General features: G+C 59.7%; 19 protein-coding genes. 8 read left to right on the plus strand and 11 right to left on the minus strand.

The genetic code is table 11. The annotated features are described in order from the left end of the window. The first annotated feature begins 35 nt into the window (after nt 1–35). Both IV109_RS01005 and IV109_RS01010 read left to right on the plus strand, forming a co-directional pair. Nucleotides 36–662, plus strand: coding sequence for a TetR/AcrR family transcriptional regulator (locus IV109_RS01005; protein ID WP_296691023.1), 627 nt, complete (start codon nt 36–38; stop codon nt 660–662). A gap of 138 nt (nt 663–800) precedes the next feature. Continuing rightward, nucleotides 801–4,322: an EAL domain-containing protein gene (locus tag IV109_RS01010; protein WP_296691024.1), complete on the plus strand. Its 3,522-nt coding sequence runs from the start codon at nt 801–803 to the stop codon at nt 4,320–4,322. An 11-nt stretch (nt 4,323–4,333) separates the two neighbouring features. On the opposite strand, the gene IV109_RS01015 is transcribed toward IV109_RS01010, so the two are convergent. Beyond that, on the minus strand, nt 4,334–5,398 hold the full coding sequence (locus IV109_RS01015; RefSeq protein WP_296691027.1) for an alpha/beta hydrolase: 1,065 nt from the start codon (nt 5,396–5,398) through the stop codon (nt 4,334–4,336). 50 nt (nt 5,399–5,448) lie between these two features. After that, nucleotides 5,449–7,395, minus strand: a complete 1,947-nt coding sequence (locus IV109_RS01020) for an acyl-CoA synthetase (RefSeq protein ID WP_296691030.1) — start codon at nt 7,393–7,395, stop codon at nt 5,449–5,451. A gap of 183 nt (nt 7,396–7,578) precedes the next feature. On the opposite strand from IV109_RS01020, the gene IV109_RS01025 reads away from it, so the two are divergent. Next, nucleotides 7,579–8,559 carry a tripartite tricarboxylate transporter substrate binding protein gene (locus IV109_RS01025; RefSeq protein WP_296691033.1) on the plus strand — a complete coding sequence of 327 codons (981 nt, stop codon included), beginning with the start codon at nt 7,579–7,581 and terminating at the stop codon, nt 8,557–8,559. 18 nt (nt 8,560–8,577) lie between these two features. Here IV109_RS01025 and IV109_RS01030 read toward each other — a convergent pair whose 3' ends face one another. Continuing rightward, entirely contained in the window at nt 8,578–9,339 is a 762-nt protein-coding gene (locus IV109_RS01030) for a 16S rRNA (uracil(1498)-N(3))-methyltransferase (protein ID WP_296691035.1), read from the minus strand. 55 nt (nt 9,340–9,394) lie between these two features. Beyond that, nucleotides 9,395–10,492: a phosphotransferase gene (locus IV109_RS01035; RefSeq protein ID WP_296691037.1), complete on the minus strand. Its 1,098-nt coding sequence runs from the start codon at nt 10,490–10,492 to the stop codon at nt 9,395–9,397. A gap of 90 nt (nt 10,493–10,582) precedes the next feature. Here IV109_RS01035 and IV109_RS01040 point away from each other — a divergent pair, with 90 nt between their 5' ends. The 3 genes from IV109_RS01040 to rsmA are packed head-to-tail and all read left to right on the plus strand — an operon-like array spanning nt 10,583 to nt 15,147. After that, nucleotides 10,583–12,961 (plus strand): LPS-assembly protein LptD, encoded by a 2,379-nt coding sequence (locus IV109_RS01040; RefSeq protein WP_296691038.1) that lies wholly within the window; start codon nt 10,583–10,585, stop codon nt 12,959–12,961. Nucleotides 12,962–12,967: 6 nt separating this feature from the next. Continuing rightward, nucleotides 12,968–14,341, plus strand: a complete 1,374-nt coding sequence (locus IV109_RS01045) for a peptidylprolyl isomerase (RefSeq protein ID WP_296691039.1) — start codon at nt 12,968–12,970, stop codon at nt 14,339–14,341. Further along, entirely contained in the window at nt 14,338–15,147 is an 810-nt protein-coding gene (rsmA, locus tag IV109_RS01050) for a 16S rRNA (adenine(1518)-N(6)/adenine(1519)-N(6))-dimethyltransferase RsmA (protein ID WP_296691040.1), read from the plus strand. Before IV109_RS01045 ends, rsmA begins: the two co-directional genes overlap by 4 nt. Before the next feature lie 103 nt (nt 15,148–15,250). Here the strand turns inward: rsmA and IV109_RS01055 are convergent, their stop codons facing one another. The 4 genes from IV109_RS01055 to IV109_RS01070 all read right to left on the minus strand — a co-directional run bounded on the left by IV109_RS01055 (nt 15,251) and on the right by IV109_RS01070 (nt 18,794). Next, nucleotides 15,251–15,394, minus strand: a complete 144-nt coding sequence (locus IV109_RS01055; protein WP_296691041.1) for a hypothetical protein — start codon at nt 15,392–15,394, stop codon at nt 15,251–15,253. A 56-nt stretch (nt 15,395–15,450) separates the two neighbouring features. Next, nucleotides 15,451–15,900 carry a barstar family protein gene (locus IV109_RS01060; protein ID WP_296691043.1) on the minus strand — a complete coding sequence of 150 codons (450 nt, stop codon included), beginning with the start codon at nt 15,898–15,900 and terminating at the stop codon, nt 15,451–15,453. A 35-nt stretch (nt 15,901–15,935) separates the two neighbouring features. Continuing rightward, a complete protein-coding gene (locus IV109_RS01065) occupies nt 15,936–16,328 on the minus strand; it encodes a ribonuclease (RefSeq protein ID WP_296691045.1) in 393 nt (130 codons plus the stop codon). A 156-nt stretch (nt 16,329–16,484) separates the two neighbouring features. Continuing rightward, entirely contained in the window at nt 16,485–18,794 is a 2,310-nt protein-coding gene (locus IV109_RS01070) for an NADP-dependent malic enzyme (RefSeq protein ID WP_296691046.1), read from the minus strand. A 450-nt stretch (nt 18,795–19,244) separates the two neighbouring features. Here IV109_RS01070 and IV109_RS01075 point away from each other — a divergent pair, with 450 nt between their 5' ends. Together IV109_RS01075 and IV109_RS01080 are read left to right on the plus strand one after the other, a co-directional pair. Next, a complete protein-coding gene (locus tag IV109_RS01075) occupies nt 19,245–20,027 on the plus strand; it encodes a hypothetical protein (RefSeq protein ID WP_296691049.1) in 783 nt (260 codons plus the stop codon). Then, nucleotides 20,024–20,956: a hypothetical protein gene (locus tag IV109_RS01080; protein ID WP_296691051.1), complete on the plus strand. Its 933-nt coding sequence runs from the start codon at nt 20,024–20,026 to the stop codon at nt 20,954–20,956. Before IV109_RS01075 ends, IV109_RS01080 begins: the two co-directional genes overlap by 4 nt. A 45-nt stretch (nt 20,957–21,001) precedes the next feature. Here IV109_RS01080 and IV109_RS01085 read toward each other — a convergent pair whose 3' ends face one another. From IV109_RS01085 to IV109_RS01095, 3 genes are read right to left on the minus strand one after another with little or no spacing between them, the layout of a single operon-like run. Further along, nucleotides 21,002–22,162, minus strand: coding sequence for an FAD-dependent oxidoreductase (locus tag IV109_RS01085; protein WP_296691053.1), 1,161 nt, complete (start codon nt 22,160–22,162; stop codon nt 21,002–21,004). 36 nt (nt 22,163–22,198) lie between these two features. Further along, the gene (locus IV109_RS01090; protein ID WP_296691056.1) at nt 22,199–22,363 is read right to left on the minus strand and encodes a rubredoxin; all 165 of its coding nucleotides are present in this window, start codon (nt 22,361–22,363) and stop codon (nt 22,199–22,201) included. Nucleotides 22,364–22,390: 27 nt separating this feature from the next. Next, nucleotides 22,391–22,873, minus strand: coding sequence for a rubrerythrin family protein (locus IV109_RS01095; RefSeq protein ID WP_296691059.1), 483 nt, complete (start codon nt 22,871–22,873; stop codon nt 22,391–22,393). Nucleotides 22,874–22,983 lie beyond the last annotated feature (110 nt).

Raw genomic sequence — 22,983 nt, forward strand, 5'->3', positions numbered from 1 at the left:
TTTATTTTTTCCTCGAAACTGGCTAGAATCAAGCCATGGTCACTAGCAAGGTCGTTAAAGTTTCATTCAAGGAGCAGATGCTTCAGGCGCGTGAAGACGCCATCATCCGGGCGGTCAACCACCTGCTGGCGGAAAAGGGCTTTGATGCCATGACCGTGGATGAGGTGGCCGCTGACGTGGGCATTGCCAAGGCCAGCCTGTACAAGCACTTTCCCAGCAAGGAAGATCTGGCCGCCGCCGCCATGGTCTCGGTCATGCGCCGTGCACAGGCCTTCCTGCTTTCCCTGCCGCAGGCCGCTGCACCGATCGAGAACCTGCGCGCGACCGTGGCCTGGACCATGAGCTTGAAACTGGCGGGTGAAATGCCGTCGCTGCCCAGCCAGAATTCCAGCCTGCGCGCCACCCTGATGGGCAACAAGGACTATATGGACGGCTTGATGGAAGTCAGTGACCGTCTGGGGGCCTGGATCGAGGCCGCGCAAGCCCAGGGCGCGCTCAATCCCAAACTTCCGGCGATTGCGGTGCTCTACACCATCTTTGCGCGGGCCTGTGACCCCGTGCTGGAGTTCCTGAAAATGGGCCAACTGCACACCGATGACGAGATCATTGAACTGGTGCTGAGCACCTGTTTTGATGGTCTCAGCGCGCGCGCTGTCGCATAGGGCCATTCCTCGCGGTAATGGGCCTCCCGATGGCCCCGGTCTGGTCCATGATGGGTGGATGCTGCTATCCTAGCGCTGCGACAGTTCACGCAAGCGCTGTCGCCTCCAAGGAAATCCCACCTGCGTTGAAAAACCGGCATGAACTTTCGCATCTTTCAACCAAGGTCGCTCAAGACAAAAATTACCTTTTTCACGCTGGCCGTGTTTTTGATCAGCATCTGGTCGCTTGCACTTTACGTGAGCAAAGTGTTGCGGGACGACATGCAGCGTTTGCTGGGCGAGCAGCAGTTCTCGATTGCATCCATATTGGCCGCCGAGGTGGATCAACAGCTCAGTGACCGATTGAGCGCGCTGGAAAGCGTCGCTGCAAACATCACCCCCGAGATGCTCGGCAACCCCTCAGCCATGCAGGCGCTGCTGGAGCAACGCCCGGTTCTTCAGGGGCTGTTCAACGCGGGCACATTCACCACCGGGCTGGATGGCATTGCAACGGGGTCTGTGCCCCTGGCCGCAGGCCGGTTCGGCGTCAATTACAGTGACCGGGATTACATACAGGCGGCACTGCAGCAGGGCAAATCCACGATTGGCAAACCGGTCAAGAGCAAAGTGTTCGACAGCGTGGTGTTCGCCTTCGGGGTCCCCATTCGCGATGGGCAGGGGCGCACCATGGGTGCCCTGGCCGGGGTTGTTGACTTGGCCAAGCCCAACTTTCTGGACCGCATCGCGCAGGGTCGTTACGGGCAATCAGGCATTTATCTGGTAGCGGCGCCGCAGCATGGTGTGTTTGTCACCTCCTCCGACAAGAGCCGTATCCTGCGGCCCCTGCCTGCGCCGGGAGCCAATCCCCTGCACGACAAGTATGCAAATGGCTTTGAAGGCTATGGCTCGCTGGTGAATTTCCGCGGCGAAGAGGAGCTGACCGCAGCGAAAGGCATTCCCGTGGCAGGGTGGTTCATGGGTGTTGCGCTGCCCGCCAAGGAAGCCTTTGCGCCGATTCGGACCGTGGAGCAGCGCATGCTCCTGGCGGCACTTCTCCTCACGGTTCTGGCGGGCGGGTTGACCTGGTGGATGCTCAAACGCCAGTTCTCCCCGATGCTGGTCGCCGCCAAAGCCCTGCTGGAGATTTCCGGCACCAGCCGGTCTGTGCAACCCCTGCCCGTGACCAGCGACGATGAAATTGGTGAACTGATCGGCGGGTTCAATCGCCTGCAGGAAACTGCCGTGCAACGCGAGGCCCTGCTTAGGCAGATCCTGGATACCTCCAGCGTGGCCATTTTTCTGGTCAGCATGGAGGGACGCATCACACAGGCCAACTTGCGCATGGCCGAGATGTTTGGCTGGAACCCCGACAGCCTGGAAGGGCAGGAGTATGTGGCGCTGGTGCATCCCCGGGAGCGCGAGATTGGCAGAGAAAAAATGCTCGCCCTGCTGGGAAGTGACATTGCCTCCGTGGATCTGGATCGTCTCTATTGGCGCGCGGATCAATCGGAGTTCTGGGGCCATCTGACGGGCAAGAGTTTTTACGACGTCAATGGCAAGAAGCTGGGGCTGATTGGTGTCATTGCCGATATCACCGAGCGAAGAAACGCCGATGAAAAATTGCGTGAAAGCGAACGCAAGCTTTTTGAAATCCTGGAAAACGTCGACGCCTACATTTACCTCAAGGACATGGAGGGACGTTACCTTTTTGCCAACCGGCCCGTTCGCACATTGTTTGGTGCTTCCATGGAGCAGGTGGTGGGCCAGAGCGATGAAAAATTCTTCGATACCAAGACCGCCCTCCAGATTCGCCATAACGACCGGCAGGTTCTGGACAAGGGTGAAACGCTGAGAACGGAGGAAACCAATGTCAATCTGAAGAGCGGAGGCTCTTCAACCTACTTGAGTGTCAAACTGCCGCTGCGCAATACCGCAGGGGAAATATACGCGCTATGCGGGATCTCCACTGACATCACCACGATCAAGGACCATGAGAAGCAGCTGGAGTACTTTGCCCATTTCGACATGCTGACCAGCCTGCCCAACCGTGTGCTCCTCGCGGATCGGCTGCACCAGGCCATGGCGCAGGCCCATAGGCGTGGGCAGAGGCTGGCCGTGGCGTATCTCGATCTTGATGCGTTCAAGGCCGTCAATGACAGTCACGGGCATGAAGCCGGGGATCAGTTGCTGATCAGCGTGTCGGAACACATGAAGCAGGCATTGCGCGAGGGAGATACGCTGGCGCGCATTGGCGGCGACGAGTTCGTGGCCGTGCTGGTTGACCTGCATGACAATGCCGCGGGCGATGCCATGCTCAGCCGCCTGCTTGCGGCTGCGGCCCAGCCTGTGCCGTTCGGGAATCATGTGCTCCAGGTGTCGGCCAGTCTGGGCGTCACCTATTATCCGCAGGCCGATGAGGTCGATGCCGACCAGCTCATGCGCCAGGCGGATCAGGCCATGTACCAGGCCAAGGTGGCGGGAAAGAACCGGTGCCACGTGTTTGATGCGGTGCAGGATCTCAGCGTGCGTGGACACCATGAAAGTGTCGAGCGCATCCGCACGGCGCTGACTCAGCGCGAATTTGTGCTTTATTTCCAGCCCAAGGTCAATTTGCGGACCGGGGCGGTCATCGGTGCCGAGGCCTTGATTCGCTGGCAGCATCCGCAAAGAGGCCTGTTGTCACCGGCTCTGTTTCTGCCACTCATCGAAGATCATCCGCTGGCCGTTGACCTTGGCGAATGGGTGATCGATTCGGCCTTGACGCACATGGCGCATTGGCACGAACAGGGGTTGGTCATTCCGGCCAGCGTCAACATTGGCGCGCGCCAGCTGCAGCAAGTGGATTTCGCCGAGCGCCTGAGCGTCATACTCGCCAGGCATCCCCATGTCCGGCCGGACAACCTGGAGCTGGAGGTGCTGGAAACCAGCGCGCTGCAAGACCTGGCGCACGTGTCCCGGCTTATCGAGTCCTGCCGGCAGATCGGGGTGATGTTTGCCCTGGACGACTTTGGCACCGGTTATTCCTCCCTGACCTACCTGAAGCGTTTGCAGGTGTTTCAGCTCAAGATTGACCAAAGCTTTGTGCGCGACATGCTGGAGGATCCCGATGACCTCGCCATTCTGGAGGGTGTGATCGGTCTGGCCGCGGCGTTTCGCCGCCAGGTCATCGCCGAGGGCGTTGAAACCGTGGAGCACGGTGCCATGCTGCTGCAGCTTGGCTGCGAACTGGCCCAGGGCTACGGCATTGCGCGCCCCATGCCTGCGAGCGATCTGGTGGCCTGGGCCGCGCAGTGGCGGCCTGATCCGGCCTGGGCCGAGGTGTCCTTGCTGAAACGGGACGATTTGCCGCTGCTCTTCGCCCGCGTCGAGCACCGGGCCTGGAGCAACGGGGTTGAAAGCTATCTGCGGGGCGAGCGGGCACTGGCGCCGCCGCTGGACCGCCAGCAGAGTCATTTTGGCCGTTGGCTGGGTACAGAGGGCGTGGCCCGCCATGGGCAGCAGCCGTATTTCATCGGCATCGATACCCTGCACCGTCAAGCGCACGAACTGGCCGTTGAGCTGTGTGCACTGCGCGTTCGGGGGCAAGCGTCGGTGGCCCTTGAGCGGCTGGACGAGTTGCGCAAGCTGCGGGATGCCTTGCTGGAAGCGCTGACAGGCATCTTCCGCGAAACCCCATCCTGATTTGTTCTGGCCTAGCCGTGGGCCTGAAAAAACTTCCGGATGTTTTCCAGGGCGTCGCGTGCTTCGGGTAATTCCGGATGAAAAATGTGCCAGACATGCACCATGTCAGACCAGGTCTGCAGGGTGACGGGCGAGCCGGCTGCGACGGCCTTGTTGACGTAGCGAAGGCTGTCGTCAAACAGCATTTCCGATTCGCTGGCATGCAACAGCACCGGAGGCAGTCGGGACAGGTCGCCGTAAACCGGTGAAACCACGGGATCACTCGGTCGAATACGGGTTTGAAGCCAGGCCGCCCAGAGCAGCACTGATCGCGGAATTTTGGCCAGGGACTTGAACAGCGGACCGAGCATGGGGTCGGTTTCGATATGGTTTTTCAGGCTGGGGCTGCCCAGCGTGGCGTCGGTTGCCGGCGACAAGGCCACTGCCGCATTGGGTGCGCGCAGGCCCTGGTCGCGGACCCAGGCGATCAGTGACAGTGTGAGGTTGCCGCCGGCTGAGTCGCCAGCCACGAACACCGCGCTGGCAGGCGACAAGCCGGTCGGCCCGTTGTCGAGCAGCCAGCGGTAGCCGGTACGGCTGTCTTCAATACCGGCCATGCGCGGGTATTCGGGCATCAGGCGATAGTCGATGGCCAGCACGGCGGCATTGGCGATCTCGGAAAATTTGCTGGTCAGGCGCCGATGACTTTGGGGACTGCCCATGGTGTAGGCACCGCCATGAATGTAGAGCAGGCGCCGGCGCGGATCGGCGTTGGGCGCCAGCACCCATTCGGCAGGTACGCCGCCAGCATCCACGGCGATGATTTGTATCCCCGATTCGTTGCTGGGGAAGGCGTTGTTCATGTAGTTGCGCAGCAGCGCAATGTGCTGGCTGCGTGGCGTGCTTTGCAGGGTTGCTGCAATACCGTCAAGGGAGCTGAGCACACCCCGGTAGGCTTCGCTGGTGGCACTCCCTTGGAACCTGCCTTGGGCTGCGGGCTGGTCGAATACGCTGAGGTTTTTTCCCCGCAGGTAAAAAATCTCGATGGCCCAGATGATGGCTGCAAGGGCAAGCAGGCCCCAGATGATGTTGCTCAAGTTCGTCTCCTAAAACGAGGCATCCACCAGGGAGCCACTTGCAGGCCATGCTACTGCACTTGAACGCGTACTTTGACCGGTAGCCGCGCCAGGGTGTCATTCAAAACCGTCTGCAGTCGCGCGGCCTGTGCGCCGGCCTGGCTGGTGTGCAGTATCACACGCACGCCGTCCTGCGTGTCGGATGAAACCTCGGCACGGGTGAGATGCTCGCAGCCGGCATCGCGGTACACCTGATCGACCAGTGCGCTGACCACCGCGTGTGTCGCCAAAAGGCGCAAATCGGGCTTGTAGATTTTGCCCACGTTGGTCATGGGCATGTTTTGCAGAATGGTCACCGCCTTGGGCCGGGCCGGGGCCTCATCGACCCGTTCGCCGACAAAGGCCAGGAGTTCGGCTTCGGTGGCTGTGGTGCCGGGCACCAGCGTGACAAACACGACGGGCAACTCGCCTGCATAGGCGTCGGGTGCACCCACGGCGGCGCAAAGCTGGATGGCCGGATGCGCGCTCATGGCGTCTTCGATCGTCTTGGGGTCAATGTTGTGACCGCCGCGGATGATCAGGTCCTTGGAGCGGCCGCTGAGGTTCAGGCGGCCCTCGCTGTCAAGCCAGCCCAGGTCGCCGGTGGCGAGCCAGCCGTCGTGCGTGAATGCGCGGGCGGTGTCCTCGGGGTCCAGAAATCCGGGGATCACATTGGGTGCCTTGAACAGCACCATGCCTTGTTCGCCCGGGGGCAAATCGGTGTCGCTGGCGCCACCCGTCTCGTCCAGCGCCACAATGCGCAGGCGTCCATAGGGCAGTGGAAAACCGACGCAGCCCGAAGGCCCCACCACGCCCGGCGGCGTGACACTGGAGATACCGGCCATCTCGGTCATGCCGAAGCTCTCATGCACATGCAGGTGGAACTGGCGCTCAAAGCGCACCGCCAGCTCGGCGGGCATGGGGGCAGCACCGGTTCGGCAGTAGCGCACCGAAGAAATGTCGGCGTCGCCCACGGGCACATTGGCCAGAGCGGCCAGCACTGTGGGTACACCGGACACTGCTGTGGCCTTGTATTTTTCAACCAGACGCCAGTAGTTGGCCATGACCTCGCGGTTGCGCATCAGGGCGGTGGTGGGAATCACGGTTTCTGCACCGGCCGACAAGGCGGTGAGCGAGCCGGGCAGCACGCCCGCCACGTGAAACAGCGGGTAACCGTTGATGCCGACATCGGTCGATTTGACGCCTTGCATCATGACGCAAACCCAGGCGGTGAACACTTGGTTGCCATGGGTGTGGCGCGCCAGCTTGGGTGCGCCGGTGGTGCCGCCCGTGTGAAAGTAGGCGGCAACATCGTCTGGCTGGATATCGCGCCCACTCACCAGCCGGTCTGCGGGCTGTGTGGCGCGCAGCGCTGCAAAGTCAGCGACGCCGGCGGGCAGATCGCCAGCACTGCCTGGCGATTCATCATGCGGGGCGACGCGTAACACCGTGGTCAGCGTGGGCACTTGCGTGCGAAGGCGAAGGGCTTTGGACCAGAGGCCGGCATCGGCATCGCTGCCGTAGGCAATCAGCACCTTGGCGCGGGCCACGGTCATCAGCGACACCAGTTTTTCATCGCTGAGCAGCGGGTTCAGGGGCTGCACAATGCCAGCGGCTTCGCCACCCCACAGGGCCAGGTGGTATTCCAGGCAGCCCGGTAGCAACACCGCCACCGCGTCATTGGGGCCTACGCCCAGGCTGTTCAGCAGGTTGGCCGTCTGGTGCACATAGGACAGCAGTTCGGCGTAGGACCAGCGAATGGGCGCGTCTTCGGGGTCGGCCGTGCGCAGGAATGTCAGGGCGGGTTTGCTGCCGAAGGCGCGTGCCGAATTGCACAGCAGTTCGTAAGTGCTGCGCACGGTGAGCGTCTGCGCCAGTGGCAAGGCCTCCAGCCGTCGGACATCGGCCATGTTTCTGATCGGGGGCGGGGCGACAAAAGGCTGGGCAGAAGAAGGAACCGATGGTGTGGGGCTGTTCATGGTGTGCGCTCAAAAATCGAAAACGGGTCGTGCCAAGGCTGTGACTGGGCCGAGGCGGCTGAACTATAAACGTATCAAGCCGCAGGGGGAGTCGCCACCGTGTCCCGTGCGTGCAATCCCGAATTTACAAGCCCGTCATGAGCGACTAGGATCCGAAAATAACATCCATAGGAGCCACCTCTCATGCCTCTCAAGTCCTTTCGAAAGCTGCCCGTCGTCCTGGGCCTCTTGTTTGCCCTGGCCTTGCCTTCGGTCCATGCGCAAAGTGGTGCATGGCCGACCAAGCCCATCAAGATTGTGGTGACCTTCCCCGCAGGCGGTGCGCCCGACACGCTGGCACGGGTGCTGGCGGACAAATGGGGTCAGTCGACGGGGCAAACCGTGACGGTGGACAACAAGCCGGGTGCGGGTGGCAATATCGGCTCCGACTTTGTCGCCAAGAGTGCAGGGGATGGCTACACCCTGCTGATCGCCACCGTGGGCACCCACGCGATCAATCCGGCCTTGTATGCCACCATGCCCTACAACCACGTCAAGGATTTCACGCCCATCAGTTTTCTGGCGGCAACACCCAATCTGCTGGTGGTCAACAACACGGTGCCCGCCAAAAACGTCAAGGAGTTGATGGCCCTGGCGGCCAAGACGCCTCTGACCTTTGGCTCCTCGGGCAGCGGCACATCGATCCATCTGTCGGGTGAACTGTTCAACACCCTGGCCGGCGTCAAGATGCAGCACATTCCCTACAAGGGGCGCGCGCAAGCCGTGCCAGATTTGCTGGGCGGGCGTATCTCGATGATTTTTGACAACATGCCTTCCGCTCTGCCACTGGTGAAGTCGGGTGATGTGCGTGCCATTGCCGTGACCAGTGCGACCCGCTCCGCTGCTGCGCCGAATATTCCCACCATTGCGGAGTCGGGGTTGCCTGGTTTTGAAGCCACGTCCTGGTTCGCCCTGATGGCCCCTGCCGGCGTGCCCAAGGATGTGCTGGCCCGTATCAATGCCGAGACCGTGCGCGTGATGAGCCTGCCGGATGTGCGTGAAAAACTGACGACGCTGGGTCTGGATGTGAAGCCCGGCAGTCCGGAAGCGCTGGCTGCTTACATCCAGTCTGAAACCGCCAAGTGGGCCAAGGTGGTCAAGGAGTCCGGCGCCAAGCTCGATTAAGTGGCCTGTCTGGTGTCGTCATGACACCAGCAGCGCAGCCAGGGCCGCCAGTGCGGCCGTTTCCGAACGCAGCACGCGCGGGCCCAGCGTGACCGGCGCAAAACCACGCGCCAGCGCGAGATCTTCTTCGGCGCTGCTCAAGCCGCCCTCTGGACCCGACAGAAAGGTGATGGCTGCTTCGCGCTTGCCAAGAAGAATGCGGGTGGCTTCGTGCAAGCCCTGTGTGCCCGGCCGCAGGGACAGCAGCAGTGACAGACCCGACGCTGCTGGGTTCGTGCCCTTGGCCCAGGCGGCAAACGTCATCACCTCCTGAATCAGTGGCACCCGGTTGCCGCCGCATTGCTCACAGGCGGCTATTGCCACGCTTTGCCAATGCGCCACTTTCTTGTCTGCCCGCTCGCCGCTGAGCCGCAGTACGCTGCGCTCGGTCATCAGCGGCTGGATGCTGGCGACGCCCAGCTCCGTTGCTTTTTCCACCAGCCAGTCCATGCGGTCGTTGGCAGGCATGCCCACCAGCAGATGGACCGCCCGCGCCGCCTCACGCTCTACCGCATGGTGCGGGCCTACTTTCACTTGCACATCGCTGCGCCCCATGTGGGTGATGGTGGCCTCATATTCGCCACCCAGCCGGGTGAAGTCGCCGCCGCCCGGTCCCCCATTGAAGAGGGTGATGCTGTCCCCCGGTTGCAGGCGCAGCACCTGCACATGGCGTGCGGCACCGGGGGGCAGGTCCAGCACCGCATCGGTGGCGAGAGGGGCAGGACAGTAAAAGCGGGGCATGAGTTGTGCTATGAAAAGTGTAGCTTTTTGCGTAATATATGTGCGGGCTAGCGCACTATTTGACTGTGGGCCTATTGAAGCCGAGGGTATTGGTGGGCGCTATGCCTTCTATGTTTTCTACCAGGCGCAACAGGGGCCGGAGTTCGCGGTAGCGCGCGCAAGTGGCGCGGATGTAGCCAATGAAACGCGGTGTGTCCGCCAGGTACTGGGGCTTGCCGTCGCGCAGGGTCAGCCGGGCAAAGATGCCGGCCACCTTGAGGTGGCGTTGCAGGCCCATCCATTCCACGCCCCGGTAAAACTCGCCAAAATCATCGCCCACCGGCAGGCCGGCCTTGCGCGCCTTGTCCCAGTAGCGGATCGTGACGTCCAGGCAAAAATCCTCTTCCCAGCTTAGAAATGCATCGCGCATCAGGCTGGCAATGTCGTAGGTGATGGGGCCATACACCGCGTCCTGGAAATCCAGTACGCCCAGACGTGGCTGGGATCCCCCGGCCGAGATCATCAGGTTTCTCGGCATGAAATCGCGGTGAACATACACACGGGGCCAGGCCAGGTTGCGCTCGATGATGAGTTTGAAGGCTTCGTCCAGCGTCTTGCGCACATCGCCCTCAAGCGCCACGCCGCGGTGACGCGCCAGATACCATTCGGGAAATAATTCCAGTTCCCGTCGCAGCAGCGCTTCGTCATAGGGCGGAAGTACATCCGGTTTGGACGCGGTTTGCCAGGCGACCAGGGCATCCACGGCCTGCAGGTACAGGCCCAGGTTGGCTTGAGGGCTCTCCCGGTTGATCGCCTGCATCATGGTTTGCCCGCCCAAATCGGTGAGCAGCATGAAGCCCCGGGCCTCGTCCCAAGCCAGCACCTGCGGTACGTGGATCTGGGCCTGCGCCATCAGTTGGGCAACTTTGACGAAGGGCTGGCAGTTCTCTTTGTCCGGCGGCGCATCCATGATGATGAGGCTGCCCTGCGCAGAATCCACCCGGAAGTAGCGTCGGAAACTGGCGTCGGCAGAGGCCATTCGCACCGAATGGAGCTGCAACTGGTGAGCCGGGACCAGGCTTTTCAGCCAGGCGTTGAAATCGGCTTCGCGCTGCGCGTCAGTCCAGACGGGGGCAGCGAACGGGGTGGGTTCGGGGTGGGGGGCTTGGCTCATGGATAATCCATTCTACAAACCCGAACGCTAAAGCCTTCGTTTCCCACCTGTCCGAACAATCGATACTGTCCCTGCCCGATGCGCTTTTTGATGCTCGACCTGAAAAACAGGGCGTTCCCAGTCCGTTTTCCTCGAAGCCCGATCGCACTGGTCACATGGGCTTTGCTGCAGGGCGTGTCTGCTGGCGCGCAGCCGGCGCCAGCGGACGCCGACGATGCACCCATGCTGCTCAGAAGCAGTCCTTTGTTGCAAGAGGAGATTGCGCCCGCGACGCGCAAGGCACTGCCCACGTTCATTCAGGGCGAGCGCACGTTCGGGCGGCCCGATCTGGAAACGGTGGTCGAAGGCAATGCAGTGCTGCGCCGTGGGGACATCGTGATCAAGGCCGATCGACTCGAGTATTACCAGCCGGACGATCAGGCCAAAGCCCGTGGCAACGTCCATATCAACCGGGCCGGCAATGTGTACGAAGGCCCTTTGCTGGAGCTCAAGCTGGATGCTTTCGAGGGCTTCTTCAATGAGCCGCGCTATCACTTCATCAAGAACGATTCGCATGGCCAGGCGGATCGGGCCGACTTCATTGATGACAAGCGCATGGTCATCAAGAACGCCACGCTGACCACCTGCCGGCGCCTGCCAGGCCCGAGCTGGATGCCGGACTGGATTCTGCGTGCGGCCACCATCACCATGGACAACGAAGAAGATGTCGGCACCGCCGAAGGCGCGATGTTGAGCTTCAAAGGCGTGCCCATACTGCCGATTCCCTACCTGAGCTTTCCCCTGAGTGACAAGCGCAAGTCGGGCTTCATGCCGCCGACCCTCGGACTGGACAACGTGAATGGGGCCGAGATATCAGTGCCGTATTACTGGAACATCGCGCCGAACCGCGATGCCACCATCACCCCGTCGGTGATGAGCAAGCGCGGCTTGAATCTGGGCAGTGAATTTCGCTACCTCGAAGCGCAATATTCGGGTCAGTTGCGCCTGGATTACATGCCATCGGACAAGCTGCGCGACAGCGATCGCTGGGGTTTTGCCTATGGGCATCAGGGCACGCTGAAAAACGCCTATACGAACAGCGGCATTGGTTTGAGTTTGAATTTGAACCGCGTCAGCGATGACAATTACTGGCGCGACTTCACCCGTACGTCCACCACACTGACCCAGCGTCTGCTGGCCAATGACGCGACACTGTCCTGGTCCAATGGCGACTTCTCAAACAGCGTGCGTACGCTCAAGTGGCAGACCCTGCAGGATGCTGCTGCGCCCATTGTGCCGCCCTATGACCGTTTGCCCCAGCTGACGACACGGTATGCCCGCAACAACATCAACGGCTTCGATTACGGAATCGAAGCTGATTACACGCGTTTTCAAGCGGATCGCGTGCGCACGGGGCAAGCCAACGCCGAACGCGTTTATTCGCTCCTGCAGGTGAGCCGGCCCATATTGGCTGCTGGCGGATTCCTGACGCCCAAGCTTCAGCTTCACGTCAGCAACTACCAGTTTGATGCGCCGCTTTCCAACGGCGCGAACACCGCCAGTCGCGTGGTGCCGACCTTCAGCCTGGACAGTGGCCTGGTGTTTGAGCGTGAAACCAGCTATTTCGGCAAAGACCTTTTGCAAACACTGGAGCCTCGCGCGTTCTATGTCAAGACACCGTACCGCGAGCAGAATTCGCTGCCCAATTACGACTCAGGAGCGAACGATTTCAACTTTGCCACCATCTACACGGAAAATGCCTTTGTCGGCAACGATCGCATCTCGGACAGCAACCTGCTGACGCTGGGTGTCACCTCTCGGTTGCTGGATCGGGCGACCGGTGCGGAGTCCGCCCGGTTTGGCATTGCACAGCGTCTGCGTTTCACCGACCAGAATGTGACTTTGCCTGGCGGTGTGCCGATTGCCGATCGGCTCAGCGATGTCCTGGTGGGCGCCTCGGTGAACTGGGATTCGAAATGGGCGTTTGATTCGACCGTGCAGTTCAACCCGAAAACGGAACAGTCGGTTCGCTCCACCATTGGCGCGCGTTACAGTCCCGGCAATTACCGCACGGTGACGGCCGCTTACCGCTTCCAGCGCGATGTCAGTGAACAGCTGGATGTGGGCTGGCAATGGCCGCTGAATGACCTGTGGGGCGATCGGGGACGGGATCTGGGCGCGGGGCGCGGCCAGGGCGAAGGACGTTGGTACAGCGTCGGACGACTCAATTACAGCTTGAACGAGCGCAAGCTGGTCGATGCCGTGATCGGTTTTGAGTACGATGCGGGTTGCTGGCTGGGCAGGGTGGTGCTGGAGCGGCTGCAGACCAGTACTTCCTCCGCGACCCAGCGCATCATGTTCCAGCTTGAGTTTGTCGGTTTTTCCCGCCTGGGGGTCAACCCCCTGAAGTCCCTGAAAGACAATGTTCCCAACTACCAATACCTGCGTGAGCAAACCAGCCCACCCAGTCGTTTCAGCAATTACGATTAATCCATCATGATCCATCGCCTCGTGGCCCTGTCCCTGGCCAGCCTAGCCATTTTTGCTGCCCTGAGTTCGCAGGCGCAGGGCTTGCGTCCTGCCGCCGGTTCTGCGGCGATCCCGGCTCCGGCCCGCATGCCTTCGAGTGCGCCGCTGCAGGCGGACTACATTGTGGCCGTGGTCAACTCTGAACCCATTACCAACAACGAGGTGCGGATGGCGGTGCAGCGCATCAGCCAGCAGTTTGCGCAACAGCGCAGACCTTTGCCCGATAGCCAGCAGCTCACGCGTCAAGTGCTGGAGCGCCTCATCAATGACAAGGCCCAGTTGCAACTGGCCCGTGAGACCGGTATTCGCATTGACGATGCGGCTGTTGATCTGGCAGAGCAGAGCGTTGCGCGCCAGAATCAGATGGATGTCGCGCAGCTGCACAAAACGATTGTTGCCGACGGTCTGCAGGTCAGTCAGTTCCGCGCCCAGTTGCGGGACCAGCTGACCCTGACGCGTCTGCGTGAGCGTGATGTAGAGGCTCGCGTTCGGGTTTCTGACTTGGAGGTCGATCAGTACCTGAGCGAGCAACAGCAAAAGAGCGGCGATCCGGCCGCTCAGGAAATCCACCTGGCCCACATCCTGATCGTGGTGCCGGATGCGGCTACGCCCGAGCAGGTTGCCGTCTTGCAGACCAAGGCCCAGAAGTTGCTCGAACGGGTTCGCGCGGGTGAGGACTTTGCGACTTTGGCACGCGAACTCTCCGAGGCTTCGGACCGCGCCAATGGCGGCCAACTCGGATTGCGCTCGACCAATCGATATCCGCCTCTGTTTCTGAGTGCAACCCAAAATCTGAATGTGGGTGGTGTCTCTGAATTGGTGCGCTCGGGGGCTGGTTTTCACATCCTTAAGGTCCTTGAGCGCAAACAGGCTGGCATGCCGGCCATGACCGTGACGCAGAGCCGCGCGCGGCATATCCTGTTGCGCCTCAGTCCGCAGCTCACCGAGGTCGCTGCCCGCGACAAGCTCGGTGATCTGAAGAAACGCATCGTCGCTGGGCAAGCCGATTTTGCGGCCATGGCGCGCGAAATTTCACAGGATGCCAGTGCCGAGCAGGGCGGTGACCTGGGTTGGGCCACTCCGGGCATGTTTGTGCCCGAATTCGAAGAGAGCATGAACCGTCTCGCCCCGGGCCAGATCAGTGACCCGCTGGTGTCAAGGTTTGGTGTTCACCTGATTCAGTTGGTGGAGCGCCGCAATGTGGCAATGAGCCCGCGCGAGCAGCAGGAGACCGTGCGAGCCATGCTGCGCGAGAAGAAATTCGAGGACGCTTTTATCTTGTGGGCGCAGGATGTACGCGGTCGTGCCTACGTGGAAATACGCGAGCCACCCGCTCCATGAAACACATTCCGCGCAAGCGCTTCGGGCAACATTTCCTGGCCGACGGCGGCATCATTGACGCCATCGTCGATGCGATTGCGCCCAAGCCGGGACAGCTGATGGTCGAGATCGGGCCTGGCCTGGCCGCGTTGACGCAGCCTTTGGTCGAGCGTCTGGGTCACCTCACGGTGATTGAGCTGGATCGGGACCTGGCAACGCGCCTGCGTGCGCATCCCCAGTTATCGGTCATTGAATCGGATGTGCTGCGGGTCGACTTTGCCCAGTTGGCGCAATCGATGATGCAAGGGCGTGAGTCCGCGCAAGGGGCCGATGAGCAGTCGCCCAGGTTGCGCGTAGTGGGCAACTTGCCCTACAACATCTCGACGCCCATCCTGTTCCATTTGCTGGATTGCGTGAAGGTCATTGAAGACCAGCATTTCATGCTGCAAAAGGAAGTGATCGACCGCATGGTGGCGCGTCCGGCGACCTCGGACTACGGCCGCCTGAGCGTCATGCTTCAGTGGCGCTATGCCATGGAAAACGTGCTGTTTGTGCCACCGGAGAGTTTTGACCCACCGCCGCGCGTAGACAGCGCCGTGGTGCGTATGGTGCCGCGTCCGAACCCGGTGGATGTGGATGTCAAACTGTTGAGCGAAATTGTGCAGGTGGCTTTCAGCCAGCGTCGCAAGTTGATACGCCACACCCTTGGCCGCTGGCTGCAGGAGAAAGCCTTTTCTGGCACCTTTGATGTTCAGCGCCGGGCCGAGGAAATCCCGGTCGCTGAATACCTGGCATTGGCCGAGCAGTTGAAAGCCGCACCGGTCTAGCGTTTGTTCAGGGCAACGCCATGCGGCATTTGTATATCTGCTGAATCGTCAGGCATGAAAAAACCCACCATATGGTGGGTTTTTTGTTGAGTGGCCAATGCGCTCAGGCCGCGTTGAGCCAATATCCCGCATTGAAGGGGCTGCTCATGCGCAATGCCAGGGGAGATACATCCAACAGCTTGTCGGTTGGCATTTTTTCGCCTGACTCGGTGTTGAGTTCAATACCGGCCACGGCCTGGCTGGCCATGTCGGTGCTCTTTGCCTCGTTCGCCCGTTCTGCTTGGCTGGTGTGTGCAGAACGGGCTACAGAAAAGAATAGAAGCACCGGAAGGGGATTTTTCGATCCCCCCAGTAATCGGCTGCATCGCGGAAGATGTCCAGCAATTGCTCGCGCGCTTCCTTGTCAAACTTGGCGTTGGCAGGGATATGTTCCAGTACCGCAATAAAGCCTGGCTGAGGGCCGGATTTGTGTACGGGGTCGGTCATGCTGTCATACAGCGCGTCAAAGTTCTTGCCCACATGCACGGCCAACTTGAATTGCTGGCCGATAAGGTCGAGCACGTCCTGCTTGGTCTGGGCATTGGCCAGGTTGGCGTACAGGAAATGCTGACCCAGGGACTGGGCAGCATCCTGCAACTCCTGTACCCGGAAGGCACGGATGGATTGGACGATATTCGGACGCACGCCGCGTAGCGGCACGTCCGTTGCGGCACGCTGAGGTGCTGCAGTTTCTTGACTAAGTGACATATTCATTCCTGCTTCACTCTTCAAAATAATAAAAACCAAAATCAGGGCACGATCTTGCTGAAGCTCGCATAGTGATCGGCTGTGTAATAACAGGCGTCGGGTGTTTGGGGGACTCCCCCGCACACAATGCGCCGGGCTCCCCGGTCGCGCGACCCAGGTGTTTTGACGGTGTACTCACGGTAATAACCGCGCTTATGGATCGGCAGCAAACGCTCACGATTTCCAAATACAACGCCATCTTTCTCATGTGCAAACGGGCCACCCCGGTGAATCAGCTCATAGGTTTGCACGCCTTGCCTGGGCAATTCGGACACCGAAATCGTGGCACTGCGGGCTGCAACGACAGGCTCTTTGGCCTGGACCCAACCAGAAACTGAAACTGCTGCAAGCAAAAAGCCAGTAAGCACTAACTTTAGGCTTGTCAGACGCGACATGAAAAACACCTTCAATAACACTCCGGGTTAACCCGGAAATTTCAAGGTTCGTAGTGTCGCGTATTTAAGAGAAAAATGCAAGCACATGCTCAAAAAATAGGCAGGATAAAAGGGTCTTTTCCCGTTCTAAGTTGGCGCTAACTTGAGATTTATCAATTATCGGACGGCGTTTGCGTCCGCCACAGTCAGAGCTGTCATATTGACAATTCGACGCACCGTGGTGCTGGCGGTCAGGATATGCACCGGCTTGGCTGCACCCAGCAGCACGGGCCCGATGGCAATATTGCCGCCCGCCGCAGTTTTGAGCAGGTTGTAAGCAATATTGGCGGCATCGATGTTGGGCAGCACCAGTAAATTGGCGTCGCCGGACAGGGTGCTGTTGGGCATCAGGGTGGCGCGGGCCTTGCCGTCCAGCGCCACGTCACCGTGCATTTCGCCGTCAACCTCCAGCCAGGGGGTCTGGCTGCGCAGCAACTCCAGGGCCTGGCGCATCTTGATGGCACTGGGCTGGCAGCTGCTGCCAAAGTTGGAATGCGACAGCAGGGCCGCCTTCGGGCGGATGCCGAAACGCATCATTTCCTCGGCCGCCATGGTGGTGATTTCGGCGAGCTCTTCAGCCGTGGGGTCGTAGTTGACGTGAGTGTCCACCAGGAATATCTGGCGATCCGGCAGCATCAGGCCATTCATGCAGGCATAGGTATTCACGCCTGCGCGTTTGCCAATGACCTGGTCCAGGTATTGCAGGTGCATCGCTGTGCTCCCCCAAGTGCCGCAAATCAGGCCATCGACGTCGCCCTTGTGCAGCAGCATGCCGCCAATCAGGGTCAGGCGGCGGCGCATCTCGATCTTGGCAACCTGGGCGGTCACGCCTTTGCGCTCGGTCATGCGGTGGTAGGTTTGCCAGAAATCGCGGTACCGATGGTCTTGCTCGACGTTCACCACGCTGTAGTCAACACCTTGGCGCAAGCGCAGTCCAAATTTTTCGATGCGCTCGGCAATCACCAGGGGCCGGCCAATCAGGGTCGGCAAGGCCAGGCGTTCGTCCACCACAATCTGCGCGGCGCGCAGCACGCGCTCCTCTTCGCCCTCGGCGTAGGCCACACGCTTCTTGAGTGCTTTTTTGGCTGCTGTGAAGATCGGCTTCATCACGGTGCCGGAGGCGTAGACAAAGCTCTGCAACTTCTCGCGGTAGGCGTCCATGTCCTTGATCGGCCGCAACGCTACGCCGCTGTCGGCCGCCGCCTTGGCCACCGCCGGTGCGATCTTCATCATCAGGCGTGGATCAAAGGGTTTGGGGATCAGGTACTCGGGTCCGAAGGCCAGTTGTTCACCTGCGTAGGCGGCTGCCACCACCTCGCTCTGCTCGGCTTGCGCCAGCTCTGCAATCGCGTGCACCGCCGCAATTTCCATCTCGACCGTGATGGTGGAGGCACCGGCATCCAGCGCGCCGCGAAAGATGTACGGGAAGCACAGGACGTTGTTGACCTGGTTGGGGTAGTCAGAGCGGCCGGTGGCCATGATGGCGTCGTCGCGCACCGCCTTGACCTCTTCGGGAAGAATCTCGGGCGTTGGGTTGGCCAGGGCAAAGATCAGCGGATTGGCCGCCATCTTTTTCACCATTGCCGGCTTGAGCACACCGCCTGCCGAGAGGCCCAGGAACACGTCGGCACCTTCGATGACGTCGCTCAGTGTGCGGGCGCTTGTCTTCTGGGCAAAGACAATCTTGTCCTCGTCCATCAGTTCGGTGCGGCCTTCATAGACCACGCCGGCCAGGTCCGTCACAAAGATGTTCTCGCGCGGGATGCCCAGCTTCACCAGCAGGCCCAGGCAGGCCAGCGCCGCTGCGCCGGCGCCCGAGGTCACGAGTTTGATCTTGGCGGGGTCTTTGCCCACCACCTTCAAGCCGTTCAGAATGGCTGCACCCACGCAGATGGCAGTGCCATGCTGGTCATCGTGGAACACGGGAATTTTCATGCGTTCGCGCAGCTTGCGCTCCACATAAAAGCAGTCTGGTGCCTTGATGTCTTCCAGGTTGATGCCGCCAAAGGTTGGCTCCAGCGAGGCGATGATGTCCACCAGCTTGTCCAGATCGTGTTTTTCGTTGATCTCGATATCAAACACGTCAATGCCGGCAAACTTCTTGAACAGCACGCCCTTGCCTTCCATCACCGGCTTGGCAGCGAGGGGGCCAATATCGCCCAGGCCCAGCACAGCCGTTCCATTGGTGATAACAGCCACCAGGTTGCCCCGGCTGGTGTACTTGAACGCGTTGTTGGGGTCTTTGACGATTTCCTCGCAGGGGGCGGCAACCCCGGGCGAGTAGGCCAGCGCCAAGTCATGTTGATTGACCAGTTGTTTGGTGGCCGCAATGGCAATCTTGCCGGGTGTGGGGAACTCGTGGTACTCGAGCGCGGCGCGGCGCAACTCCGCACGTTTTTCTTCGGCTTTGGCCGTTGATAGGGGCATGTTTGTCTCCTGCTGTGATCAGTATGACCGAAAGGCCAGACCGCCAGCGGTTGGGGGAGCGAAATTGTAGACCGTTGCGCCGAATAATCCTAGTCTATGAATTTCACTTTTATATTATGAAAAAACGAGCGACTGACTACAGCACCAATTCGCTCTGCTCCGCATGCCGGGCGCAACGGTCTGCCAATCATTGGGACGCCAACACAATGGATGCAAACGGGGATATCGTTAGGAGTCGGCGGGATCGCTACCCCCATTCCCAATCCTCGGTCCGGCGGTGTACGTAGGGTGAGCGTCTACGGTACGTCATAATTATCTGGCTGTGCCGAATATTCTTGGGAAGTGGTGGCTGGCTATCAATCTCATTTGAAATGTCAGAGCACCATGCAACCAAACAATCAAGTGCGGTTTGTTCGAAACGAAATACATATAAATTCTTGGGAGTGGTCAATGTTGAAAATATCTTTGAGCCTAATGCTTGTCGCGACGGCGGCTTTTACCAGCGGATGTGCTTCCGTAAAGCAGACGCCAGTGGCTCTTTCGAAGGCCGTCGACGGACAAGCAGGTCGAGTTGGAGTTGTAATGACCGCTCTGCCGAAATTGGATACTCAATTGCCCGGTGCGGGTTGCCTGTTATGTTTGGCTGTGGCAAGCGTTGCTAACTCAAAGCTCACTGCGCACGCAGTGACGCTTTCGTATGAGGATCTTCCAAAGTTAAAGGGCGACATGGCCAGTTTGTTGCGAAAAAACGGAGCGAATGTAACTGTAATCGAGGAGCCACTGGACCTTAAAGCAGTTCCGGACTTCGCGGCCAAAGGACCCAATATTCCAAGCAAGAATTTCTCATCACTGCAACAAAAGTACCACCTTGACAAGTTGCTGGTCATTGACATTACTGCTTTAGGTTTCACACGGGCATATTCAGGATACCTGCCTACAAGCGATCCCAAAGGGCTGTTTGAGGCAACCGGATATATCGTCAACTTCAAAAGCAATACCTACGATTGGTATTTGCCGGTGAACATAGTCAAAAGCGCTGACCTGAATTGGGACGAACCCCCGAAATTTCCGGGTTTGACAAACGCCTATTTCCAATCACTTGAACTCGGTCGTGACGCCCTTTTGCGGTCATTCGTCGAGAGCGCCAAGCCAGTCACTTCACCTCAAGCTAAGGCTACACCAACCGCGTCAGTCAGTGTTAATGTCGCTCCGGTTCAGACTGCAGTTAAATGAGCAAGCGATGGCTTAGAACGATTGTTCTGGCGGCATGCGTAATTGGGGGGCTGTTGGCGACGACATTTGTATTTGCGGACGTCGTTGCCGTTGCCCGACCTCCGGCGGTCTTGCCTGGGTTCATCGCAAACTCAAAATGGCTCCTAAGGCTGCCTTTAGATGAGCCTGTTGTATATCGAGGGGTGGTCGGATTTGACGGTGCTGGTGCCAACAGCCCGTCAATTTTGTATCCTGCGCCAAACTTGGTGGGTTTGTTGGCCGCAGTGCTTACGCATGGCGCCATCATTGAATCGACGAAGAATGATCAAAAAAGTAAATTACAACAGGACGCGGATAAAGTACTTTCACCGTACCGTGACATTCTGGCCAAATTCAGTTCGCGTGACCTCTTGCGAAGGGCCTTGACTAAAACTGCAAATAGCGCCAACGGGGCTTCAATTGAGAAGTCAGAGGATTCTGGAAGCGTGGTTGTTGTCGCGAGCGATCCGGTCTTTTCTTTGACGCAGGATCAAAAGGCAATCGTGCTCGACAACACGATCGATATCCAATTGCCCGGTACGTCTTCGGTTGCAGCCTATCGAAATGTTATACGTATTGTCTCGATGCCCCTCAATGTGGCAGAGCCCTCGTCCCTTTGGTTGGCCAACGATGGTCAGCAACTCAAGGACGAGAGCGTCGAGTTGGTGGCTGTGTCAATTGACATCGCTTCCCTCGATGCCGCTATCGGCACATCTCAAGAAAGCCTCCCATATCGCACCGTTCGATATCGCGAAGGCTCTGTAGAGAAGATGGAGCGAGCTCAAATACTCAATAATCGGTGTGGAAGACTGCTCATCAGGACCTTGCGTGGAATGCTTTTGTCTGTTCCAGCTTCAGTGCAGGATGTGGATGGTGTTGCTGGTCAATGTGCACTGCGTGCGGGTTCTTAGAGCAAACAGATGAAGGAGTCTCAACTGCCAAAGTAGGCGAGTACTTCAAAACGCGGGCGACGAAATACATTTGCTCTGTTCCGCACGCCGGGCGGTCTGTTTGCCGGTCAGCACAAAGCCTCTGGTCTGCGCCTTCGGGTCGAGAAAGTGCCACAGGCCCGGCTCAATGGCGTGCCAAGCCCCGGGTGTGCCGGGGGCGGGGGGCGCCACCACAACAGGCAAGGCCGGCGTTTTGATTGCGACCGGCATCACCGGGAAGACGATGTCGGTGCGCGTGCCTGCCAAGGTGGCCGCCAGCGCTTTGGCCGCGCTCATGATGGGCATCACATAGGGCAGGGTGCGTTCGCCTGCGCTGGCGTACTGCGCGTTGTCGCCCAGAGCGAAGACGTGCGGCGCACTGGTCTGCAAGGTGGCATCGACCACAATGCCGCGTTCATGCGTCAACCCCGCAGTCTGCGCCAAGCTGGTGTCCGCTCTTAAACCGATAGCACTCAGGACAATATCGACGAGGGCCTTCTGCCCATTTGATAGCTCAACTTGAAGCCGGTCGCCATCAGCGGTGTTCACCGCCTTGACGGTGGTACCCAAGTGCCAATTCACGCCCAGACCCGTCAGTGCGTCGCGCAGGTCCATGCTGGCCTGCGCCGGCAGCAGCGCCGCCATCGGGCTGGTGGCAGGGTCCACCACCGTGACCTGATGGCCGCTGGCGGCGAGGTCATTGGCAAACTCACAGCCAATCAAGCCGGCGCCCATGATCAGCACGTGCTTGCGGGAGCTGTCCCCCGCGCCCAAGCGCGCGTGGAACAACGCAAAGTCATCCAGCGAGTTGATCGACAGCAGCTTGTCCGCCGCGTCGCCCGCCACGGGCACCCGAATGGGCTGGGCGCCTGTGGCCAGCACCAGCTGGCTGTAGCTGAACATGCCGTTTGAGCTTGCGATGGTCTTTGCCACTGTGTCAATGGATTCCACCCGGGTGTGCGCAAGGAGGGTCACGTTCAGCGTCTCGGCCATTTTGGCGGCTGGTGTGCTCACCAGTTGGGCTGGCGTGCGTTTCTGCGCGCAGGCATTGGACAGCGAGGGTTTGGCGTAAAAGTCGCCGCTGTCCAATGTGATCACCATCAGCGGCGTGTTCGTGTCCAGCTTGCGAAACTCGCGCGCCGTGGTCCAGCCGGCCAGGCCGGCGCCAATGATGATGACTGGGTTCATGACGATGGTTCCTCGTTGACGGGGCAAATGGGGGTGTCAGATTTCGACCGGTTCGAAGTCGGCCTTGGCAACGCCGCACTCCGGGCAGGCCCAAGCCTCGGGCACATCGGCCCACTTGGTGCCGGGCGCGATGCCGTCCTCGGGGCGGCCGGTGGCCTCGTCATAAATGAAGCCGCAAACAATGCAAAGATAGGTTTTCATAAGAAGTTCCAATAAATAAAAGTCAAATCAGGCGGTAACTTTGGCCAACTGGGTCTTGTAGTGGTTGGCGTGGCGCTCTTCTACCTTGGCCAGTGCGGCAAAGCGCTTTTGGGCCTTCTCCAGCGTGGCCTTGAATTGAGCGGCGTGTACTTTGCTCTCTTCGATCTGCTCGCCCATCTCGGCCACGGCAGCGGCATTGCCTTCTTCCTCGGCGGTCTTGCGAAAGCCGGGATACATCTCGGTGTATTCGTAGGTTTCACCGTCAATGGCTATTTGCAGTGCCTTGGCCGGCGTCATGGTGGCTTTGGGGTAGAGCAGATCAAGGTGGCCGAAGGCGTGCATCACTTCCTGGTCGGCGGTGGCTTCAAAGGCGCGGGCCGTGTCCTCGTCCCCCATCTCGCGGGCAATCTTTGCGAAATAGCGGTACTTGATGTGGGCCATCGATTCGCCGGCAAATGCCGATTCGAGGTTGGCCATGGTCTTGATTTCGGGTCGTTGTGTCGCACTCATCTTGGGCTCCTTTGGGTTGAATCAGTTACCGATAGCGTTTTTCGATCGGCATGGAGCGAATGATAGACCCTGTTAATTCATTTGGGTAATTGAAATTTACTAATCGATTG

This window comes from Rhodoferax sp. (assembly GCF_018780565.1).
Classification (GTDB): domain Bacteria; phylum Pseudomonadota; class Gammaproteobacteria; order Burkholderiales; family Burkholderiaceae_C; genus Rhodoferax.